Here is a 19,928-nt window from a genome sequence, read left to right as displayed (position 1 = left end):
CGGGCGCGCACAGGGGGCACGGGGGCGCGGCCGACACCGGCGCCCGGGGGGGGGTCACCTTCTCGGGCGCCTGCGCGGTCGCCCCGCCGGTGGTCTTCCTGTGGGGCACGCTGCTGCTGCTCGCGGTCGGCTCGCTGCTGCTCATCGCCGACCGCTCGGTCGAGCCCGGCGGCGCGTTCGCCCCCGAGCCGCAGGCCGGTGGCCCCGGCGGCGGCGCGGGCGGTGGCGGCGCCGTGGTGACGAAGGCGCGCGCGGTCGCCTCGGTCATGCAGACCGAGGTGTTCCCGCTCACCCTGTTCGCCCTCGGCGGCATGATGGTCTTCGTCGCGGCGAACGACCTGCTCACCATGTTCATCGCGCTGGAAGTGCTCTCGCTGCCGCTGTACCTGCTGTGCGGCCTCGGCCGCCGTCGCCGCCTGCTCTCGCAGGAGGCCGCGGTGAAGTACTTCCTGCTCGGCGCGTTCGCCTCGGCGTTCTTCCTCTACGGCGTCGCGCTGCTCTACGGCTACTCCGGCTCGGTCAAGCTGGCGGACATCGCCACCGCGACCGCCGCGACCGACCGGTCCGACACGCTGCTGTACGCGGGCTTCGGCCTGCTGGTGGTGGGCCTGCTGTTCAAGGCCTCGGTCGGCCCGTTCCACGCCTGGACCCCGGACGTCTACCAGGGCGCCCCGACCCCGGTCACCGCCTTCATGGCGGCCTGCACCAAGGTCGCGGCCTTCGGCGGCATCCTGCGGGTGCTGCACGTGGCCTTCGAGGGCTCCAGCTGGGAGTGGAACGTCGTCCTGGCGGTCCTCGCGGGCGTGTCGATGGTCATCGGCGCGGTGCTGGGCCTGACCCAGACCGACGTCAAGCGCATGATCGCCTACTCCTCGGTGGCGCACGCGGGCTTCCTGCTCGTCGGCGCGATCGCGCTCACCCCCGAGGGCCTGTCGGCGACCATGTTCTACCTCGCGGCCTACGGCTTCACCACGATCGCCGCGTTCGGCGTGGTCAGCCTGGTCCGCAACGCCGACGGCGAGGCCACCCACCTGTCCCAGTGGGCCGGGCTGGCCAAGCGCTCGCCGATCACGGCCGCGGTCTTCACGCTCCTGCTGCTCGCCCTCGCGGGCATCCCGTTCACCAGCGGGTTCATCGGCAAGTTCGTGGTGTTCGCGGCGGCGATCGACGCGGGCATGGCCCCGCTCGTGGTGTTCGCGCTGGTGGTGAGCGCCATCGCGGCGTTCTTCTACCTGCGGGTGATCGTGCTGATGTACTTCAGCGAGCCCGCGGCGGACGGCCCGACCGTGACCGTCCCCGGCGCCTTCACCACCGCGTCGATCACGCTCGGCGCGGTGATCACGCTGGTGCTCGGGGTCTGGCCCGCCTTCGCCCTCGATTGGGCGGGGTCCGGCCAGTTCATCTTCTAGTCGGTACGTAGGCTTCCAACCGTGACCAGTAGCGAGCGGGCGGGGACGGGGTTCCGGTTTGCGGACCCCGTGCTCGCGGAGGTTGTGCAGAGCGGCCTGGACGAGGTCGAGGGGATCCTGCGGGAGGTCGTCCGCAGCGAGTTCAACCCGGTGATGGAGACCTCGCTGCACCTGGTGGAGGCGGGTGGCAAGCGCATCCGCCCCCTCTTCACGATCCTGGCCGCCCAGTTCGGCCCGTCCTGGGACCGGGAGAGCGTCGTCAAGGCCGCCGCGGTGGTCGAGCTGACCCACCTGGCGACCCTGTACCACGACGACGTCATGGACGAGGCCACCATGCGCCGGGGCGCGGCGTCGGCCAACGCCAAGTGGAACAACAGCATCGCCATCCTCACCGGCGACTACCTGTTCGCCCACGCCTCGACGCTGGTCGCCGACCTCGGGACGGAGGCGGCCAGGACCATCTCGCGCACGTTCGGCGAGCTGGTCACCGGCCAGATGCGCGAGACCATGGGCCCCCGCGAGGGCGAGGACCCGGTCGAGCACTACCTGACCACGATCGCCGAGAAGACCGGCTCCCTGATCGCCACCGCGGCCCGCTTCGGCGGCATGTTCTCGGACGCGACCGAGGAGCAGGTCGCGGCGCTCCAGGCGTACGGCGACGTGATCGGCTCGGCGTTCCAGATCTCCGACGACGTGATCGACATCGCGTCGCCGCCGGAGGAGTCGGGCAAGACGCCGGGCACCGACCTGCGCGAGGGCGTCAAGACGCTGCCCATGCTGTACGCGCTGCAGGACGAGCCGGACTCGCGGCTGGCCAGGCTGCTCGCCGCCCCGATCGAGGACGACGCGGAGGTCCTGGAGGCCCTGGAGCTGCTCAGGGCGTCCTCCGGGCTCCAGCGGGCCAGGGAGACCCTGGACGAGTACGCCGACCGCGCCAGGAGCTGCCTGGCGGTCCTCCCGGAGGGCCGGGCGCGCGACGCGCTGGAGTCGGTGAGCGAGTACGTGGTCAGCAGGTCCCGCTAGTCGGGGCCGGGAGCGCCGGGGTGACCCGGTGTGATCCTCCGGAACGGCGTCCCGCACCGCGCGGGGCGCCGTTCCGGCGTTCGGACCGTCGGAGCGGGTGGTTCGCGGCGCGGTTTTCCGCAGTCCCCCGTGAGAGCCCGATCACACCGGCGGGGCGACCGCCACGACCCTGCGCTGCTTGCGCGCGCGCACCAGCGCGTCACCGGTGAAAAGCAACAACGCGACCCACACCATTGCGAACCCGAACCAGCGCGACGCGGGCATCGGCTCGCGCATCACGAATACGCCCCACGCGAACTGCAACACCGGCGCCAGGTACTGGAGCATCCCCAGGGTGATCATGGGAATCCGGCGCGCTCCCGCACCGAAGAGCATCAGCGGGACGGCGGTCACCAAACCCGTCGACACCATCAACGCGGTGTGCGCCGCGCCGTGCCCGGTGAACGTCCCCGCCGAGCCCAACCACAACAGGTAACCGAGAGCCACCGGCGTCATCACCGCGCTCTCCGCGGTGAGGCTCGCGGTGGAATCCAGCGGCACGGTTTTCTTGATCAATCCGTAGAACGCGAATGAGCACGCGAGCGCCAGCGAGATCCACGGCAGCGTTCCGTAGTCGACCGCCAGCACCACCACGGCCGCGCCTGCCACGCCGATCGCCGCGTACTGCGCGGGCCGCAGCCGCTCCCGCAGCACCAGCACCGCCAGCAGCACGCTGAACAGCGGGTTGATGAAGTAGCCCAGTGCCGCCTCGACCACCCGGCCGCTGTTGACGGCGTAGATGTAGACGCCCCAGTTGACGGCGATGAGCGCGGACGCGGCGGTGACCAGCAGCCACGAGCGCGGGGGCAGTCCGCGCAGCGCGCCCCACCTGCCCAGCGCGGCTGTGACGAGAGCCATGAACAGCAGCGACCACACGATGCGGTGGGCCAGCAGCTCGACCGCTCCGGCTGCCGCGAGGAGGGGCCAGTAAGCGGGCACCACACCCCAGAGCACGTATGCTCCTACGCCGTAAGCGATTCCCCTGTTCGTGTCGTTGGTGTTCGACGAGATCGAGCTGGAGTTCGTCAACGGCGTCACCGGCATACTGTACGCCTGGTATTTCGGCTGGTCCGTTGAGCTGAATGACCTACCATTTGAGGAGCTGCGAGTTCCGGGCAGCCGCAGGTGGTTGAGCGGGGGATCGAGGTAGCTTTACACCGCTCCACTTCCGGGTGAGTCCTGATGGTGGCGGAGCGTGTCGGGATTTCAGGCAGTTCGTGCGGTCGGAGGGTATCCCGTGATGTGGCTGTTCGGGCAGGTGTGGCTGTGGAGCCTGCTGGCCTTCCTCGCAGGTGTGCTGCTGACGTGGTTCGTCCTCGTGCGCCCCGTGAAGCGCGAGGTGGCCGAGCTGGAGCGCAAGCTGCGCGCCGCGACCTCGGTGGACCGCGCCGCGAGCCGGACGCAGGTCGCGTCCCCGGCGCGCGACGAGTTCGACGACTGGCACTCCCCCCTCGCCGACGAGGAGGAGCGCTTCGACGCGACCCCGACCCGGCTGGAGGACCGCGCCTCGCTGCTCGACCTCGGCTCGGGCCGGGACGCGCGGGACGAGGACGGCGCCGCGGGCCACGACGCCCCTGGGCACGACGCCCCTGGGCACGACGCCGCGGAGCGCGACGCGGACGAGCGCGAGCAGGACGAGCGCGGCTTCGACGCCTTCGAGCGGGCGGGTGACCGCGGCGACATCGGCGACCGCCTCGGCGGCTCGCCCACCGGCACCGCGATGATGCCCAAGCCCGTTCCGCCCTCGGACGAGGAGCGGGACAAGCCGGTGCTGACCCGGCTGGACGTGCCGAGGCCGGTCCCCGCGCGGGACGAGGACGAGCCGCGCGCGGAGAAGCTGCCCGCCGAGGAGACGCACGTGCTCGCGCCGGTGCGGCTGCCCGCCGACCACCAGCCGCCCGCGCCCCACCGGTCCGACGTGTTCGACCCGGACGCCCAGGACGAGGAGGGCAACCCGGAGATCACCACGCGCGCCGAGCGCCGCGCGGCCAACGAGGAGACCACCCTCATCCCGGCCAAGGAGCTGGCCGACGCGATCGCCGAGGTGGACAGCCCGCGCGACCTGCACGACGAGGACCGCTGGCCGGAGACCGACCAGACCGGCGAGTACCCGGCCGTGCGCGGCGGGGACCTGGGCGGGGACCTGGGTGGCGAGGCCCCCAGGGGCGGCGACCTGGCCGCGGGGCCGACGGTCTACCACTCCCCGGTGGACGCGGACGAGCGCGAGGACCACGACGACCGCTTCGCCGGTGACGGGTTCGACGCCGAGCGGACCGAGGTGCGCGCCCCCGTGGCCGCCGACGACCTGGACGACGCCCGCACCGAGGTCCGCCCGCTGGAGGCCGACCCGGAGCACGCGCTGCCCGGCAGGGCGCAGCGCCCCCTCCGCGACCCGGAGGCCGACCGCATCGCGTTCGAGGAGTCGCTGGCCGCGCAGGCCCGCCAGGACGCGGCCGACGACCGCGCCGACCGGGTGGGCGCCCCCACCGAGACGCTGGCCCCCGTCGCGGGCCACGACCTGGACGAGCGCGGCTTCGCCGACGACCTCGACCACCACGACGACCGCGGCTTCGACGGCCGGGGTCTCGACGGGCCGGACCTCGACGACCGCGACCTCGGCGGCCACGGCCTCGACCGCCACGACCTCGATGGCCAGGGCCTCGACCGCCACGAGCTCGACCGCCACGACCTCGACGAGCGCGGCGCGCACGCCGACGACCGCTCGCGCGGCGAGCTGGTCGCCGACGCCGACGACCGCCGCTACGAGGACGACTACGAGCCCGTCGACCTGCCCAAGCGGGACCGGGGCGCGAGCGACCGAGGCATGTTCGGCCACTCCGAGCCCGTCGCCGACGAGCGCGACCTGTTCGAGATGACCGACCCGAGCTCCCAGGGCGTCGACCTGTTCGCGCGCCCCGAGGAGCCCGAGGACGAGCCGGAGGCCCCGAAGTCCGAGCTGGAGGCGTTCTGGGCGTCCAGGACCCCGCCGCTGGAGGACGACCGGCCCGCGCCGACCCCCGCGCCCGCCCCGGCGCACGTCGAGCCCGAGCCCGAGTCCGACCTCGGCCTGGTGAGCAGGCACAGCCTGCCCGACCCGGAGTCGGAGGCCGAGCCCGACCTCGAACCGGTCAGCAGGCACAGCCTCCCGGACCCCGAGCCGGAGCCCGAGGCGGCGCCCCTCCCGGTGCGCCCCGCGCGGCCGAAGACCCCCGCCGCCGAGGAGAAGCCGAAGCCGAAGCGCTCGCTGTTCGAGCCGCTGGCCGAGGAGGAGGTCCTGGAGTCGGAGCCGGTCACCCCGGCCACCCCGGCGCCCAAGGCCCCCGCCGCCGCGAAGGCCTACGACGACCAGCCGTTCGTGCCGACCCTGTCGCCCGAGCTGCTCGCGGCCGAGCAGACCGCGGCCGAGCTGGCCGCCGACGCGTCCCGGAAGCAGGCGGCGAGCGGCCTGCCGCAGCGCCCGGTGAAGTCGCAGAGCAGCTTCCCGAAGCCGCAGCAGCCGCTGATCCCGCCGGTGAAGTCCACCAGCCCGCCCCCGGCGCGCCCGATGCGCCCGAGGCCGGTCGGCTTCAGCCCCACCACCGGTGGCGGCGGCCAGGAGACGGCCTCGTCCCGCTACCAGCAGCCGGAGGGCTTCAACCCGCGCTCCCCGTTCGGGCCCGGCTCGGTGCTGCCCAAGTCCGACGGCAAGGCGCCCGCGCCGGAGTTCGTGGTGAAGGCGACCCTGACCGGCCGCCGGTACTTCACGGACACGTCCGCGAACTTCCGCGAGACGCGCGCCGACGTGTGGTTCCGGACCACCTCGGACGCCGAGAAGGCCGGGTTCCACAAGGCCCCGTGACGGGCTGGGCGCGAAGCGCGGAAGGGGCTCCCCGTGCGTTCGGGGAGCCCCTTCCGGCGTTCTCGCGCCCCGAGCGGCGTCACGCCACCGTCCAGGTGTCCTTCCCGCGCAGCAGCGCCGCGAGGTTCGCCGGTCGGGCCGCCTTGGCCCGCTCGACCTGCGCCCGCGCCGCGTCGTCGTACGTCTCCCGCGCCGACCGCCGGAACACGCCGGTCACCACGTGCGCCAGGTCCTGCGTCGACAGCCGCGACAGCGCGAAGCCCAGCTCCAGGTCGCCCGCGTCGTGCACCACCACGTCCGCCGCGTCCACCTCGGACGTGCGCGCCACCGCCAGCCCGAACCCGCGCCGCACCACCGCGTGCTCGCCGCCGCCGAACACGATCGGCTTCCCGTGCTCCACCGGGATGATCCGCTGGGCCGCCGAGTCGGCGTCCTTGAGCACGTCGAACGCGCCGTCGTTGAAGATCGGGCAGTTCTGGTAGATCTCCACCAGCGCCGACCCCCGGTGCTCGGCGGCCTGCCGCAGCACGTCGGTCAGCCCCACCCGGTCCGAGTCCATCGCCCGGCCCACGAACGAGGCCTCCGCGCCCAGCGCCAGCGACACCGGGTTGAACTGGTGGTCCAGCGACCCTGACGGCGTGGACTTGGGGACCTTGCCCGCCTCCGAGGTCGGCGAGTACGGGCCCTTGGTGAGCCCGTAGATCCGGTTGTTGAACAGCAGGATCTTCAGGTTCACGTTGCGCCGCAGCGTGTGGATCAGGTGGTTGCCGCCGATGGACAGCGCGTCGCCGTCCCCGGTCACCACCCACACCGACAGGTCCGGCCGCGCCACCGCCAGCCCGGTGGCGATCGCGGGCGCCCGGCCGTGGATGGAGTGCATCCCGTAGGTGTTCATGTAGTACGGGAACCGCGACGAGCAGCCGATCCCCGACACGAACACGATGTTCTCGCGCTTGAGCCCCAGCGTCGGCAGGAACGACTGCACGGCGTTGAGCACCACGTAGTCCCCGCAGCCGGGGCACCAGCGGACCTCCTGGTCCGACTTGTAGTCCTTGGCCTTCTGCGGCCCGTCCTCGGTGGGCACCCCGCCCAGTCCGGGAAGGCCGAGGTCGATCGCGGTCACGCGGACACCCCCTGGATCACGTCGGACAGCACGCCCTGCAACTCCTCCGCCTTGAACGGCAGCCCCTGCACCTTCGTGTGCGAGACGACGTCCACGAGGTAGCGGGCGCGCAGCAGCAGCGCCAGCTGCCCCAGGTTCATCTCCGGCACGACGACCCGGTCGTAGCGGGCCAGCACCTCGCCGAGGTTCGCCGGGAACGGGTTCAGGTGCCGCAGGTGGGCGTGCGCCACCGACAGCCCCTGCTTGCGCACCCGCCGCGCCGCCGCGCCGATCGGCCCGTACGACGAGCCCCAGCCGACCACCAGCACCCGCGCCCGGCCGCCGGGGTCGTCGACGACCACGTCGGGCACCCGGATGCCGTCGACCTTGCGCTGCCGCAGCCGCACCATGTGGTCGTGGTTGGCCGGGTCGTAGGAGATGTTGCCGGTGCCGTCGGCCTTCTCCAGCCCGCCGATGCGGTGCTGGAGCCCCGGCGTGCCCGGCACCGCCCACGGCCGCGCCAGCGTCTCCGGGTCCCGCAGGTACGGCCAGAACGTCCCGTCCGGCGCGTTGGGCTCGGTCGCGAACGCCACCGACAGGTCGGGCAGCGACTCGACGTCCGGCACCAGCCACGGCTCGGAGCCGTTCGCGATCGCGCCGTCCGACAGCAGCAGCACCGGCGTCCGGTACTCCAGCGCGATCCTGGCCGCCTCCAGCGCCACGTCGAAGCAGTCGGCGGGGGAGAGCGGGGCGATCACCGGCACCGGCGACTCGCCGTTGCGGCCGAACATGGCCTGGAGCAGGTCGGCCTGCTCGGTCTTGGTCGGCAGGCCGGTCGACGGCCCGCCGCGCTGCACGTCGATCACGACCAGCGGCAGCTCGGTCATCACGGCCAGGCCGATGGTCTCGGACTTGAGCGCGATGCCGGGGCCGGACGTGGAGGTCACGCCGAGCGCGCCGCCGTAGGACGCGCCGAGCGCGGCGCCGATGCCCGCGATCTCGTCCTCGGCCTGGAGCGTGGTGACGCCGAACTCCTTGTGCTTGGACAGCTCGTGCAGGATGTCCGAGGCCGGGGTGATCGGGTAGGTGCCCAGCACCACCGGCAGCCCGGAGCGCTGGCCCGCGGCCACCACCCCGTACGCCAGCGCGGTGTTGCCGGTGATCTGCCGGTAGGTGCCGCGCGCCAGCTTCGCCGGGGCCACCTCGTAGGTCACCGCGAACGACTCGGTCGTCTCGCCGTAGTTCCACCCGGCCCGGAACGCCAGCACGTTGGCCTCGGCGATGTCGGGCTTGCGCGCGAACTTCTCCCGCAGGAACCGCTCGGTGCCCTCGGTCGGCCGGTGGTACATCCAGGAGAGCAGGCCGAGCGCGAACATGTTCTTCGCCCGCTCGCCGTCCTTCTTGCCGAGGCCCGTGGACTCGACCGCGCCGAGCGTGAGCGTGCCCATGGCGACCTCGTGCACCTGGTACGAGGACAGCGAGCCGTCCTCCAGGGGGTTGGCCGGGTAGCCGACCTTGGTGAGGTTGCGCTTGGAGAACTCGTCGGTGTTGACGATCAGGGTGCCGCCCACCGGCAGGTCCGCGATGTTCGCCTTGAGCGCGGCCGGGTTCATCGCCACGAGCACGTCGGGGCGGTCGCCGGGGGTGAGGATGTCGTAGTCGGCGAAGTGCAGCTGGAACGAGGAGACGCCGGGCAGGGTGCCCTGGGGCGCCCGGATCTCGGCGGGGAAGTTCGGCAGGGTCGCGAGGTCGTTGCCGAACGCGGCGGCCTCGGAGGTGAACCGGTCGCCGGTCAACTGCATCCCGTCGCCCGAGTCGCCCGCGAAGCGGATCACCACTCGGTCCAGCCTGCGGACCTCGGGACCACCGGTCGAGGCGCCGCTGTCCAGGTCGCTAGTCATCTCCTGAGCCGATCCCTCTCTCGCGGAAGCAGGGGCGGGAGGGGCACCCGCCCCGACACCCGAGGGTAGTCCTGCGCGGTGTGGGGAATTTCTCGTGCTTTCGGAGGGTGGGAAAGACCGAAGTCCTGTGGCGCACGGGACTGGTGTGGTACGGCCTTCGATCGTTCACCCCCCGCACGGTTGCGGTCCGTGCGCGGATTTCGGGGACAACGCTACTACCCGTGATCAAAGGGGTGCGAAGGTGCGCCCCGTCACGTCCGCCCGCCCCGGCCCGCCTTCGCCTCGGCGAGCCTGGCCGCGAACTCGGGGGAGGCCGTGGAGGCGGCCTGCGGGCCCAGCTCCGCCTCCACCGCGGGCGCGTGGGCGGGCAGCGCGGAGGTGGCGCGGATCGTGGCCTTGGTCACCCGAACCAGCTCGCGCGGGGCCTCGGCGGTGGCCTTCAGCAGGTCGACGGCCGAGGCGACCAGCTCGTCGTGCCCGCCGTCGACCCGGTCCCAGGCCAGGCCGCGCCGCACCGCCGCGTCCGCGTCGAGCACCTGGCCCAGCAGCACCATCGCGGCCACGGCCTGCGGGCCCGCGACCCGCTCCAGCAGCCAGGTCATGCCGCCGCCGGGGTGGATGCCCAGGCGCAGGAAGCGGGCGTCGAAGCGGGCCCTCGGGCCGACCAGCCGCACGTCGCAGGCCAGCGCCAGGTTCAGCCCCGCCCCGACGGCCGCGCCGCCCACGGCCGCCACGGTCGGCAGCGAGCAGTTCGCGACGGCCAGGAACCCGGCGTAGATGCGCCGCAACCCCTCCTCGCGGGCCTCGCCGAGCGCGGTCAGGTCCGCGCCCGCGCAGAACGCCGGGGGAGCGCCGGTGACCACGAGGGCGTTGACGTCCGGGTCGGCCTCGCACGCGGCGACGGCGTCGGCCAGCTCGCGGGACAGGGCCTCGGTGAGCGCGTTGCGGCGGTCCGGGTCGTGCACGGTCAGGACGGCGACGTGGTCGGAGCGGTCCAGCAGCACCTCGGGCATGGGGCGACTCTACGGAGCGCGGTGGTCGCCCGAACCCCCGTCGGTGCGGCTAGGGGGTGGTCAGGGGGTGTGCCGCCGCCGGTGAGGGGGGCGCGGAGAGGCTTCGGCGGGGTTGCGCGGCGCGGGCGGCTGTGCGTCGCGGGCCCGCGCGTCGCGGCTCAGGGCGCCTGCGGTCGGTCGAGCAGGCGGGACAGCACGACGGTCGACACCGTCCGGTCGATGATCTCCACCGCGCGCAGCCGCTCCAGCGCGGTCTCCAGGTGGTGGATGCTCGCCGCCCGCAGGTGCACCACGGCGTCGGCCGCGCCGGACACGGTGTAGGCCGCCATCACCTCGGGCATCGGCTCCAGGCGGGCCTTGATGTCGTGCGGCGTCACGTTGCCCCGGCAGTGCACCTCGACCAGCGCCTCGGTGCCCCAGCCCAGCTGGGCCGGGTCGACGACGGCGGTGAAGCCGCGCAGCACGCCCGTGTCCAGGAGCTTGTCCACCCGGCGCTTCACCGCCGGGGCCGAGAGCCCCACGTCCTTGCCGATGTCCGCGAAGCTGGAGCGGGCGTTGGCCACGAGGCACGAAATGATCCGCTGGTCGATCGAGTCCACACGCAACATTCTGCATGACGAAGCGCAATGCAGCGGCATTGTTCGACGCTCAGGGGCTCACTTACATTTCGATCCATGACTTCGGTTTCCCTGGTCGCGCCCGGCGACGCGCCGCTCACCCTCCCCGTCGCCGCCGCCCCCGCCCCCGCGCGGGTGCCGACCGCGCGGCGCTACCTCATGTGCGAGCCGAGGCACTTCGCCGTCGAGTACCGGATCAACCCGTGGATGGACCCGGAGCAGCCGGTCGACGTGGCGCTGGCCGTGCGGCAGTGGCGCGAGCTCAAGGGCGTCTACGAGGCGCTGGGGCACCGGGTCGACGTGGTCGAGCCCGCGCCGGGCCTGCCGGACATGGTGTTCGCCGCGAACTCGGGCACCGTCGTCGGCGGCCGGGTGCTCGGCTCGCGCTTCCGCGCCCCGCAGCGGGCCCCGGAGGCCGAGCACTTCCGCCGCTGGTTCGAGGCCAACGGCTACCCCGGCGTGGTCATGCCGGAGCGGATCAACGAGGCCGAGGGCGACTTCGCCTGGACCGGCCGCTACCTGCTGGCCGGGACCGGCTTCCGCACCGACCCGGCGGCGCACGCCGAGGCGCAGGAGGCGCTGGGCGTGCCGGTGGTGTCGCTGCGCCTGGTCGACCCCCGGTACTACCACCTGGACACGGCGCTGTTCGTGCTGGCGGAGGACCTGGTGGCGTACTACCCGGAGGCGTTCTCGCCGGGCTCGCGCGAGGTGCTCGCTGGCCTGTTCCCGGACGCGGTGCTGGCGGACGAGCGGGACGCCGCGTGCCTCGGCCTGAACGCGGTCTCGGACGGCCGCAACGTCGTGCTGCCCCTGGAGGCCCGCGGCCTGGCGGCGGAGGTGGAGCGCCGGGGCTTCACGGCGGTGCCGGTGGACATCTCGGAGCTGCGCAAGTCCGGCGGCGGCCCCAAGTGCTGCACCCTGGAGATCCGGGACTGACGCCGCGCCCCGGTCACCCGCCCCCGTCCCGGCGCCCGCGCGCCGGGGCGGGCCGACCACCCGACCGGCCCGCCACCCCCCCCGCGCACAGCCTTCGGAACCAGCGCTGACCACGGTCCGTCACCGCTGTGGATGATTCTGTGGACAACATGTGAAACACATCCATTTCCGCTGGTCAGCGGCTGTGGAGTTCTTCACGTCCCTGTGGACAACCCCAACATGAAGTGGTCCAACCGGCACCCGGCCGCAACATGTTGTGCCGCTACTGTTCGCCACCGCCACCCGACCCCGTCACCCGGTCCGGGGTGAGCGCCGCGCGCCCCCCACCGCCACCCCGTCGTCCCCGACGACCCCCGATCGGGCGAAATCCGGCGGCCACCCCCACCGACCCGCGCATGATGTCCCCGAGGCCCTGCTCCGCGCCCCTGCCGCCCGGTGGGACGCGCCCGGCGGAGCGGCCCGCGCGGTCGTCCGCCGCGGGTCCCGCACGCCTCTCGCCAGCGCATTTGCCGACTTCACCCGTTCGCATGACCTCGCTGGCGTGCGACGCCCCCCTGGTGCTCCGATCGTCAGCACTGCCGTCGCACAGGTAGGGAGCGTGCCGTGAACGAAGTCGACGCCCAGCGCCCGGCCCCCAGCCCGCACCAGGGCGAAACGGCGCGGCGGAAAGCGCCCGCGCCGCTCACCGGGACCGAGTGGTTGGTCAAGCGGGCCCGGCAGGGGTCCGGGCACGAGGACAAGCGCGCCGGTTAGGCGGGCCGCTCGCGCTGGAACGCCGCCCACAGCAGGTTGAGCGGGTGGTCGGCCGGGAACTTCGCCCGCTCGTCCTTGCGGGCGAAGACCCCGACCAGCCGCTCCAGCTCGGGCTTCCGGTCGTTGCGCAGCTCCACCACGCGCAGCCCGGACCCCTCGCGCAGCTCGTTGTTCGCCGCGACCACCCCCAGGCCCGAGGTGACGATCATGCAGCCCTTCACCAGGCCCGAGCGCAGCAGCGACATCCCGTACTGGATCTCGTCGATCTCCGCCGCGATGTCCAGCTCGCTGCGGTAGTCCGGCCCGAACCAGCCGCGCAGGAACTCCGCGATCAGCCCGTCCGACGGCACCACCAGCGGCAGCCTCGGCAGCTCTCCGGTGCCCGCGCTCGCGCCCAGCCGGTCCTCCGGCAGGTTCGTCAGCAGCGCCAGCCCGCCCCGCCGCCAGTCGATCACGTCGAAGTCGCCGAACGCCTCCGCGACGGTCCGTTCGGCGGGCGTCACGACGCTGCCGCAGACGATGTCGACCTCCTTGCTCTCCAGCTTGGTCCAGATGTCCTTGGTGCGGATGTGCACGACCTTCAGCTCCACGTCGCGCACCCGGAACTCCTCGGCGACGTGGTCCCAGGCCTTCGCCAGCGAGTCGAGCATGAACCGCGTGGTGCCCACGGTCAGCGTCGTGCCGAGCTTGCGCCTGCACTCGTGAATCGAATCCAGCCACTCGGTCAAAGTGGTCCGAGCCAATTCCACCAGCGCCTCGCCGGTCGGCGTGATCAGCACGTCCTTGCCGCGCCCCTGCTTCACCACCAGGGGTTCGCCGCACAACTGCTTGAAGTTCCGGTTCAGCGTGTCGATCTGCTTCTGGACGCTGGACTGCTCCCGCCCCAGCGCCCGCGCCGCGCGCAGCGCGGACCTCGTCTCGTACACCGCGATCAGCGTCCTGAGCTGGTCGAACGTGGTGTCCAGCAGTGCCGGGGGCGTGTTCAGCAGTCGACTGAGCCGGTTGCCCGCTGGCAGGAGCAACTGCGTCGAGGTGGACATCCGCTGCCTCTCGTGTCCGCGCCGCGCGCGAAGTGTTCTACCGATTAGTTGAACTGAACTTGACCGCACTTCGCGGGGAAGTAATCTGAAGAACTTGATCAATTTACCTGGACGCCGAGGTGTCACCCGTAAGAGAATTCTCCCGCGCCCGGCGGGGGACAGCCGGACGCGAGCAGGGGGTTTGGGGGGTTGGGGGCCCGCCGGGTGGCAGCTCGGTGGGCCCCCACGTACTAACCTCATCCGCCGTGACGGTTTCCACCCTCGACTGGGGCACCACGTACCGCGTCACCGTGCTCGACCTCGGGCTCGCCTGCTGCGGCGTCGAGGTGATGGCCGCCCTGGAGGGCGGGCACGACCTGGACGCGCTCGGCGTGGACCCGGTCCGCTCTGCGGGGGAGGCCCACGTGCTGGTCGTCTCGGGCACGGTCACCGACGTCATGTTGCCCGCTGTGCTCGCCGCGTACCAGGAGATGCCGGAACCGCGTTACGTGCTGTCCGTCGGCGCGTGCAGCAACACCGGTGGCCCGTACTGGGACTCCTACAGCGTCACCAAGGGCATCGACCAGGCGCTGCCGGTCCACGTCGCCGTCCCCGGCTGCCCGCCCCGCCCCGAGGCGCTCCTCGAAGGCCTCGCCGCGCTGCACCGGATGGTCTCCTGATGCCCCCGGCCACCGCCGCGCTCGCCGAGCGGGTGCCCGGCGCCGAGGTCAGGACCGCCTTCGGGCAGACCACCGCGCACGTCGCGCTCGCCGACTGGACCACCGCCGCCGCGCACGCCCGCGACGAGCTGGGCTGCGCCTTCTTCGACTGGCTCGGCGTCGAGGACGCGGGCCGCCCCGGCGCTTCCGGCGGCGCGCACGCGGTGCTGCTGCACGTCGCGAACCCGGACACCCGCGAGGGCCTGGCGCTGCGCGCCGAGATCGGCGCGGACGAGGCGCTGCCCAGCGTCGCCGGGCTGTGGGCGGGCGCCGCCTGGCACGAGCGGGAGGCCGCCGAGATGTTCGGCATCCCGATCCTCGGGCGGTCCGACCCCGAGCGGCTGCTGCTGCCCGACTCGTTCGCCGGGCACCCGCTGCGCAAGGACTTCGTGCTCGTCTCCCGCGTGGTGCGCCCCTGGCCGGGCCGCCTCGAACCCGGCGAGGACGGCTCCTCGTCCCCCAGCCGCAGGCGCGCCGCGCCACCCGGCGTGCCCGACCCGTCGTGGGGCCCGCGCCCCGAGCCGAGCGAGGGTGAGGCCGACCGTGGCTGACCTGCCACCGCGCACCAGGGGCGTCATCGCGCTGCTGGAGGCCAACTGCACCGTGTGCATGATCTGCGCCCGCGAGTGCCCCGACTGGTGCATCCACATCGACTCGCACACCGAGGTCGAGCAGCAGCCCGGATCGGCGCGCCCGCGCGCCCGCAACGTGCTGGACCGGTTCGCCATCGACTACGGCCAGTGCCTCTACTGCGGCATCTGCGTCGAGGCGTGCCCGTTCGACGCGCTGCACTGGGCGCCCGACTTCTCCTACCCCGGCACCGGGACCCCCGACGGCTCCGGCGCGGTCGCCGAGCTGGTCCACGAGCGGGACGTGCTGGCCACCTGGGTCGATCGAGTGCCGCCACCGCCGCCGCTCGACCCGGCCGCCGAACCCGCCCCCGAGACCGCCACCGGAAGGCCCGGACGACCGGGCGCGCGACCGGGCGCGCGACCCGGCGCCGGGCAGGGCGCGCGACCTGGGCGCGACCGGGCGCAGGAACCGCCGCAGGGCCGGGGGCGTTGAGAGGGAGGACCTGAGGCACCCGGAGGCGAGCACCGTGCACAAGCACATCAACGGGGTCAGAACGGCGGTCCTGCTCGGTGCGATGAGCGCCCTGATCGTCCTGATCAGCTCGTTCTTCGGTGAGACGGCGCTGCTCGTCGGCCTGGTGATCGCCGTCGGCGTCAACGCCCACGCCTACTTCAACTGCGACAAGCTCGCCCTGCGGGCCATGCGCGCCCGCCCGGTGTCCGAGGTCGAGCAGCCCGCGCTGCACCGCGCCGTCCGCGAGCTGGCCAAGGCGGCCCGCCAGCCGGTGCCCAGGCTCTACGTCAGCCCCACGGCCGCCCCGAACGCCTTCGCCACCGGCCGGAACCCGCGCAACGCCGCCGTGTGCTGCACCACCGGCATCCTGGAGCTGCTCGACGAGCGGGAGCTGCGGGCCGTGCTGGGGCACGAGCTGTCGCACGTGCGCAACCGCGACATCCTCGTGTCGTGCGTGGCGGGGGCGCTGGCGGGCGTGGTGAGCGCGCTGGCGAACCTGGCGCTCATCGCGGGCCTGTTCGGCGACGGCGACGGCGCCGACGACGAGCGGCCGAACCCGATCGCGCTGCTGGCGATCGCGGTGCTGGGCCCGGTCGCGGCGGGGATCGTGCGGATGGCGGTGAGCCGGTCCCGCGAGTACCAGGCGGACGCGTCGGCGGCCGAGCTGACCGGGGACCCGCTGGCGCTGGCGTCGGCGCTGCGCAAGCTGGAGGCGGGGGCGCTGGCCGCGCCGCTGGCGCCCGAGCCCGCCCTGGTGGCGCAGTCCCACCTGATGATCGCCAGCCCGTTCCGGCCGGGGGAGCACCTGGCGCGGCTGTTCGCCACGCACCCGCCGATCGCGGACCGCGTGCGCAGGCTGGAGGAGCTGGCGCGCGAGCGCTAGCCCCGTCCCGCCTCCGAGCGCCCGGCCGCTACTTGCCCAGCCCCTCGGAGGCCACGTTCATCACGTACTGCCCGTACCCGGACTTGGCGAGCTTCTCGCCCTGCGCGTAGCACTGCTCCGCGCTGATGAAGCCCATCCGGTAGGCGATCTCCTCCAGGCAGGCGATCCGCACGCCCTGGCGGTGCTCCAGCACCTGCACGAACTGCCCGGCCTCCAGCAGCGAGTCGTGCGTTCCGGTGTCCAGCCAGGCGAAGCCGCGCCCGAGGTCCACCAGGTGCGCCCGGCCCTCGCGCAGGTAGGCCAGGTTCACGTCGGTGATCTCCAGCTCGCCGCGCGGCGACGGCTTGAGCGAGCGGGCGATGTCGACCACGCCGTTGTCGTAGAGGTACAGGCCGGTGATGGCCTTGTTCGACTTCGGCGCCGAGGGCTTCTCCTCGATGCTGAGCAGCCTGCCGGAGCTGTCGACCTCACCGACGCCGTACCGCTCGGGGTCCTTGACGGGGTAGCCGAACAGCACGCACCCGTCGATGCCCGAGGCGTTGCCCTGGAGGACCTTGGAGAAGCCCTGCCCGTAGAAGATGTTGTCGCCCAGCACGAGCGAGACGTCGTCCTCGCCGATGAAGTCGGCCCCGATCACGAACGCCTCGGCGAGACCGTTCGGGTGGGCCTGCTCGGCGTACTCCAGCCGCAGGCCGAACTGCGAGCCGTCGCCCAGCAGGCGGCGGAACAGCGGCAGGTCGGCGGGGGTCGAGATCAGCAGCACCTCGCGGATGCCCGCGAGCATCAGCACCGACAGCGGGTAGTACACCATCGGCTTGTCGTAGACGGGCAGCAGCTGCTTCGACACCGCCTGCGTGATCGGGTGCAGCCGGGTGCCGCTGCCACCGGCGAGGACGACGCCCTTCACCGGTAGTTGGTGAACTGGAGGGCGATCCCGAAGTCCGCGCCCTTGAGCAGCGCGATCACCTCCTGCAGGTGGTCCTTCTTCTTGCCGGACACCCGCAGCTGGTCGCCCTGGATCTGCGCCTGCACGCCCTTGGGAGCCTCGTCCCGGATGCGCTTGGCGATCTCCTTGGCCTTCTCGGAGGTGATGCCCTGCACGAGCGTGCCCGTGACCTTGAACACCTTGCCGGACACGGCGGGGTCGCCGATCTCGAAGGCCTTCATGGAGATGCCGCGCTTGATGAGCTTCTCCTGGAACACCTCGATCGCGGCCCGGCAGCGCTCCTCGGTCTCGGACTGGAAGGCGATCGCCTCCTCGCCCGCCCACGACACCTCGGTGCCGGTCCCGCGGACGTCGAACCGGTTGCGCAACTCGTTGGCCGCCTGGTTGCGCGCGGTGGCGACCGCCTGGCGGGCGAGCTGGCTCACCACGTCGAACGACGGGTCTGCCACGTGCCCGGTACCTCCGCGTCGGTGTGTCCTGGAACCGTGGCGAGCCTACCGGGGTATCCCGGTTGCAAGGGGGTGAACGGGGGTGTGTATTGTTCTCCTCGCACCGCCGGTACGGGGTGCGGGGCGGGTTGCCCGAGCGGCCAATGGGAGCGGACTGTAAATCCGTCGCGAAAGCTACAGAGGTTCGAATCCTCTACCCGCCACAACACGATGAAGACCCCCGTGACCAGCTAGAACAGGTCACGGGGGTCTTCTCTTTCCACGGGGTGCTGCCGCTCGTCCGCGGTTATCCGGGCTCGGGGGTGGAGCGTCGGAGTCGAAGCGCTCCTCGGCGGGGCGCGGGCACCGGTGCGGCTCTGCTCGGGGCGTGTTCCCCTCGAAGGTGTGGCCGACCAGGCGCGTGTGACTCACGTCATGCGCGACGCCTGCGCCCGGTCGGCCACCGGTCGAGGAGCGCCACTGCTGTGACTGCGACAAATCCCCCTCTTCCGAGTGGAAAGCTCCGCTGTTCCGCGAATGCTCCATGGTCGGTTTGGCGCTGTGGATGTTCCGAAACAGTCACTCGATCGCCGTTCCACCGGACTATTGCCGGCCGTCGGCGTCACGTCTCCGCCGACGGCTCAGCGGTAGGTTCCCGACCTCGGGTGGTCCGGGGCGCAGCACGAAGGCGATGAATGGGACATCTCAGTGCTGCGCGCCGCGTTGAGGCGTCAATTCCCGCCTCTTGTCCACGTCGGCGGGCAGCGCAGGTCGGAGATCGGGGCCCCGTGCTCGCGCGCCGGGCTCAACGGGCGGAGCGGACCTGCGCCCTCGGCGACAAGGCGGGCGGGCGCGCAAGTGCTTCCTCTCACTTGCGTGCCCGCCCTGTATGAAGCATAACTCATCTCGAACACATGTTCGAGCCCTGCGCGATCGCCGCTCGGCCCGCCTCGGTCAGCTCCGCGACCGCGCGCTCGTCCAGGCGCACCGCCGCGAGCGCCCTGACCAGGCCGAGGTGCACCAAGTCGTGGATCGCAGCCCGGTCCGAGCACGGCAACCCGTCCACGTACAGGTCCGGCTCGCCGCCGCCGGACAGCTCCGCCCGGCCCGCCGCGACCGCGCGCAGCATCGCCCGCACCCGGCCGGACAGCTCGATCGTCGTCTCGATCATGACGCCCCCCTCGCTCCGCGCTGACCCCCGCACCAAGGAGAGCGCCGCGGGTCCTGGCGCGTACCGGATCCGGGGCGTTTCACCCGGCCGGTCGAGGTCGGTACCGGTCAAGACGTCGCCCGACCGGGGGATCGCGTCACTGCCCGCCGAACAGGGTGATCGGCTGGTCTGATCGGCCCAGCCGAAGTCCCGACGACCGGTCGGCGACGGGAACGGCACGTCGTCGTCCGTAACGGCGTTACGGGTCTCACGGGGCGGGATGCTGTCCGGCATGACCGGAACCTGGATCGTCATCGCCGGGGTCGTGGTCGGCGTCGTCATCGGGCTGGCGCTGCGGCCCCCCGGCGCGCGGCGCGAGCCCGCGACCCGGCAGCCGCCGCCGCGCGAGCGGCTCGTCGCGCTGCTCGCCGCCGCCGACGAGCTGGAGCGCGGGCTCGACGCCGTGCTCGACTTCGGACCGCTCTCCGCCGGTGAGCTGGCCGCCGTCGACCTGCCAGCCAAGCTGGAGCACCTCGTCGCCCCGCGCGTCCTGACCTGCCCGACCGTCGCCGAGCTGCGCGCCTGCACCGAGCAGATCGCCCTGCACCCCTTCCCGGAGCAGCGCGAGCTCCTCGCCGCCGTGCGCGCCGACCAGCGCCCCGCCGCGATGTCCGCGACCTGGTTGGTGATGCGCGAGGCCGCGGGCAGCGCCGCCGCGCAGCACCACGCCGCCGTCGAGGCCCGCCGCTGCCTGGCCACCATCCGCGACCAGCTCACCCCCGAACTGCCCGGCCCGACCCCCGCGCTCGTCTGACCCGAGAACCCGGAAACCCGAACACCGGCCAGAACCCCGAACACCGGCCACGACCAAAGCCAGGCACGTCCAGCCCGACCCCGAACCACCCCCCCCCCCCCCCCCCCCCCGGCCCCCCCCCCCCGCCCCCCCCCCCCCCCCCCCCCCCCCCCCCCCCCCCCCCCCCCCCCCCCCCCCCCCCCCCCCCCCCCCCCCCCCCCCCCCCCCCCCCCCCCCCCCCCCCCCCCCCCCCCCCCCCCCCCCCCCCCCCCC

At 73.0% G+C, this 19,928-nt stretch carries 19 protein-coding genes and 1 tRNA gene; 11 read left to right on the top strand and 9 right to left on the bottom strand.

What is annotated here, in order from left to right:
- Both nuoN and ACTUAL_RS26070 read left to right on the top strand, forming a co-directional pair.
- Window positions 1-1,409: NADH-quinone oxidoreductase subunit NuoN (gene nuoN / locus ACTUAL_RS26075; RefSeq protein WP_440902099.1), on the top strand; the 1,409-nt coding region annotated here is incomplete at its 5' end.
- 21 nt (window positions 1,410-1,430) lie between these two features.
- The gene (locus tag ACTUAL_RS26070) at window positions 1,431-2,432 is read left to right on the top strand and encodes a polyprenyl synthetase family protein (protein ID WP_096497183.1); all 1,002 of its coding nucleotides are present in this window, start codon (window positions 1,431-1,433) and stop codon (window positions 2,430-2,432) included.
- A gap of 141 nt (window positions 2,433-2,573) precedes the next feature.
- Here the strand turns inward: ACTUAL_RS26070 and rarD are convergent, their stop codons facing one another.
- Window positions 2,574-3,515 (bottom strand): EamA family transporter RarD, encoded by a 942-nt coding sequence (rarD, locus tag ACTUAL_RS26065; protein ID WP_440902098.1) that lies wholly within the window; start codon window positions 3,513-3,515, stop codon window positions 2,574-2,576.
- Between the two features lie 196 nt (window positions 3,516-3,711).
- Here rarD and ACTUAL_RS26060 point away from each other — a divergent pair, with 196 nt between their 5' ends.
- Window positions 3,712-6,309, top strand: coding sequence for a sunset domain-containing protein (locus ACTUAL_RS26060; protein WP_440902097.1), 2,598 nt, complete (start codon window positions 3,712-3,714; stop codon window positions 6,307-6,309).
- Between the two features lie 79 nt (window positions 6,310-6,388).
- On the opposite strand, the gene ACTUAL_RS26055 is transcribed toward ACTUAL_RS26060, so the two are convergent.
- The 4 genes from ACTUAL_RS26055 to ACTUAL_RS26040 all read right to left on the bottom strand — a co-directional run bounded on the left by ACTUAL_RS26055 (window position 6,389) and on the right by ACTUAL_RS26040 (window position 10,924).
- Window positions 6,389-7,432, bottom strand: coding sequence for a 2-oxoacid:ferredoxin oxidoreductase subunit beta (locus ACTUAL_RS26055; protein ID WP_440902096.1), 1,044 nt, complete (start codon window positions 7,430-7,432; stop codon window positions 6,389-6,391).
- Window positions 7,429-9,312, bottom strand: a complete 1,884-nt coding sequence (locus ACTUAL_RS26050; protein WP_096497179.1) for a 2-oxoacid:acceptor oxidoreductase subunit alpha — start codon at window positions 9,310-9,312, stop codon at window positions 7,429-7,431. The genes ACTUAL_RS26055 and ACTUAL_RS26050 overlap by 4 nt, the downstream gene beginning before the upstream one ends.
- A gap of 251 nt (window positions 9,313-9,563) precedes the next feature.
- Window positions 9,564-10,325, bottom strand: coding sequence for an enoyl-CoA hydratase (locus ACTUAL_RS26045; protein WP_096497178.1), 762 nt, complete (start codon window positions 10,323-10,325; stop codon window positions 9,564-9,566).
- A 158-nt stretch (window positions 10,326-10,483) separates the two neighbouring features.
- Window positions 10,484-10,924, bottom strand: a complete 441-nt coding sequence (locus tag ACTUAL_RS26040; protein WP_096497177.1) for an Lrp/AsnC family transcriptional regulator — start codon at window positions 10,922-10,924, stop codon at window positions 10,484-10,486.
- 75 nt (window positions 10,925-10,999) lie between these two features.
- Between ACTUAL_RS26040 and ddaH the strand changes: the two genes are divergently transcribed.
- Window positions 11,000-11,878 carry a dimethylargininase gene (ddaH, locus tag ACTUAL_RS26035; protein ID WP_373565527.1) on the top strand — a complete coding sequence of 293 codons (879 nt, stop codon included), beginning with the start codon at window positions 11,000-11,002 and terminating at the stop codon, window positions 11,876-11,878.
- Between the two features lie 603 nt (window positions 11,879-12,481).
- Window positions 12,482-12,631: a hypothetical protein gene (locus tag ACTUAL_RS26030; RefSeq protein WP_015805335.1), complete on the top strand. Its 150-nt coding sequence runs from the start codon at window positions 12,482-12,484 to the stop codon at window positions 12,629-12,631.
- Here ACTUAL_RS26030 and ACTUAL_RS26025 read toward each other — a convergent pair.
- Window positions 12,628-13,671 carry a LysR family transcriptional regulator gene (locus tag ACTUAL_RS26025; protein ID WP_440902095.1) on the bottom strand — a complete coding sequence of 348 codons (1,044 nt, stop codon included), beginning with the start codon at window positions 13,669-13,671 and terminating at the stop codon, window positions 12,628-12,630. The two genes, ACTUAL_RS26030 and ACTUAL_RS26025, sit on opposite strands and share 4 nt — an antisense overlap.
- 245 nt (window positions 13,672-13,916) lie before the next feature.
- Between ACTUAL_RS26025 and ACTUAL_RS26020 the strand changes: the two genes are divergently transcribed.
- Genes ACTUAL_RS26020 through htpX form a run of 4 tightly spaced genes read left to right on the top strand, consistent with a single transcriptional unit; the run spans window position 13,917 to window position 16,338 of the window.
- On the top strand, window positions 13,917-14,330 hold the full coding sequence (locus ACTUAL_RS26020) for an NADH-quinone oxidoreductase subunit B (protein WP_015805333.1): 414 nt from the start codon (window positions 13,917-13,919) through the stop codon (window positions 14,328-14,330).
- On the top strand, window positions 14,330-14,920 hold the full coding sequence (locus ACTUAL_RS26015) for an NADH-quinone oxidoreductase subunit C (RefSeq protein ID WP_440902094.1): 591 nt from the start codon (window positions 14,330-14,332) through the stop codon (window positions 14,918-14,920). Before ACTUAL_RS26020 ends, ACTUAL_RS26015 begins: the two co-directional genes overlap by 1 nt.
- Window positions 14,913-15,434, top strand: a complete 522-nt coding sequence (locus tag ACTUAL_RS26010) for a 4Fe-4S binding protein (RefSeq protein ID WP_440902093.1) — start codon at window positions 14,913-14,915, stop codon at window positions 15,432-15,434. Before ACTUAL_RS26015 ends, ACTUAL_RS26010 begins: the two co-directional genes overlap by 8 nt.
- A 34-nt stretch (window positions 15,435-15,468) precedes the next feature.
- Window positions 15,469-16,338: a zinc metalloprotease HtpX gene (gene htpX, locus ACTUAL_RS26005; RefSeq protein WP_096497172.1), complete on the top strand. Its 870-nt coding sequence runs from the start codon at window positions 15,469-15,471 to the stop codon at window positions 16,336-16,338.
- Window positions 16,339-16,366: 28 nt separating this feature from the next.
- Here the strand turns inward: htpX and rfbA are convergent, their stop codons facing one another.
- Complete coding sequence (gene rfbA / locus ACTUAL_RS26000) at window positions 16,367-17,245, bottom strand: glucose-1-phosphate thymidylyltransferase RfbA (protein ID WP_096497171.1); 879 nt, start codon at window positions 17,243-17,245, stop codon at window positions 16,367-16,369.
- A complete protein-coding gene (locus ACTUAL_RS25995) occupies window positions 17,242-17,733 on the bottom strand; it encodes a YajQ family cyclic di-GMP-binding protein (protein ID WP_440902092.1) in 492 nt (163 codons plus the stop codon). The genes rfbA and ACTUAL_RS25995 overlap by 4 nt, the downstream gene beginning before the upstream one ends.
- Before the next feature lie 122 nt (window positions 17,734-17,855).
- Here ACTUAL_RS25995 and ACTUAL_RS25990 point away from each other — a divergent pair.
- Window positions 17,856-17,936: transfer RNA gene (locus ACTUAL_RS25990), tRNA-Tyr, on the top strand.
- A gap of 677 nt (window positions 17,937-18,613) precedes the next feature.
- Here ACTUAL_RS25990 and ACTUAL_RS25985 read toward each other — a convergent pair.
- Entirely contained in the window at window positions 18,614-18,883 is a 270-nt protein-coding gene (locus tag ACTUAL_RS25985; RefSeq protein ID WP_096497155.1) for a hypothetical protein, read from the bottom strand.
- Window positions 18,884-19,154: 271 nt separating this feature from the next.
- On the opposite strand from ACTUAL_RS25985, the gene ACTUAL_RS25980 reads away from it, so the two are divergent.
- Window positions 19,155-19,676, top strand: coding sequence for a hypothetical protein (locus ACTUAL_RS25980; RefSeq protein ID WP_015805325.1), 522 nt, complete (start codon window positions 19,155-19,157; stop codon window positions 19,674-19,676).
- The last annotated feature ends 252 nt before the right edge of the window (window positions 19,677-19,928 follow it).

The organism is Actinosynnema sp. (genome assembly GCF_052038725.1).
Note: the sequence above shows the minus strand (reverse complement) of the source record. Positions and strands in the feature narration are given on the sequence as shown.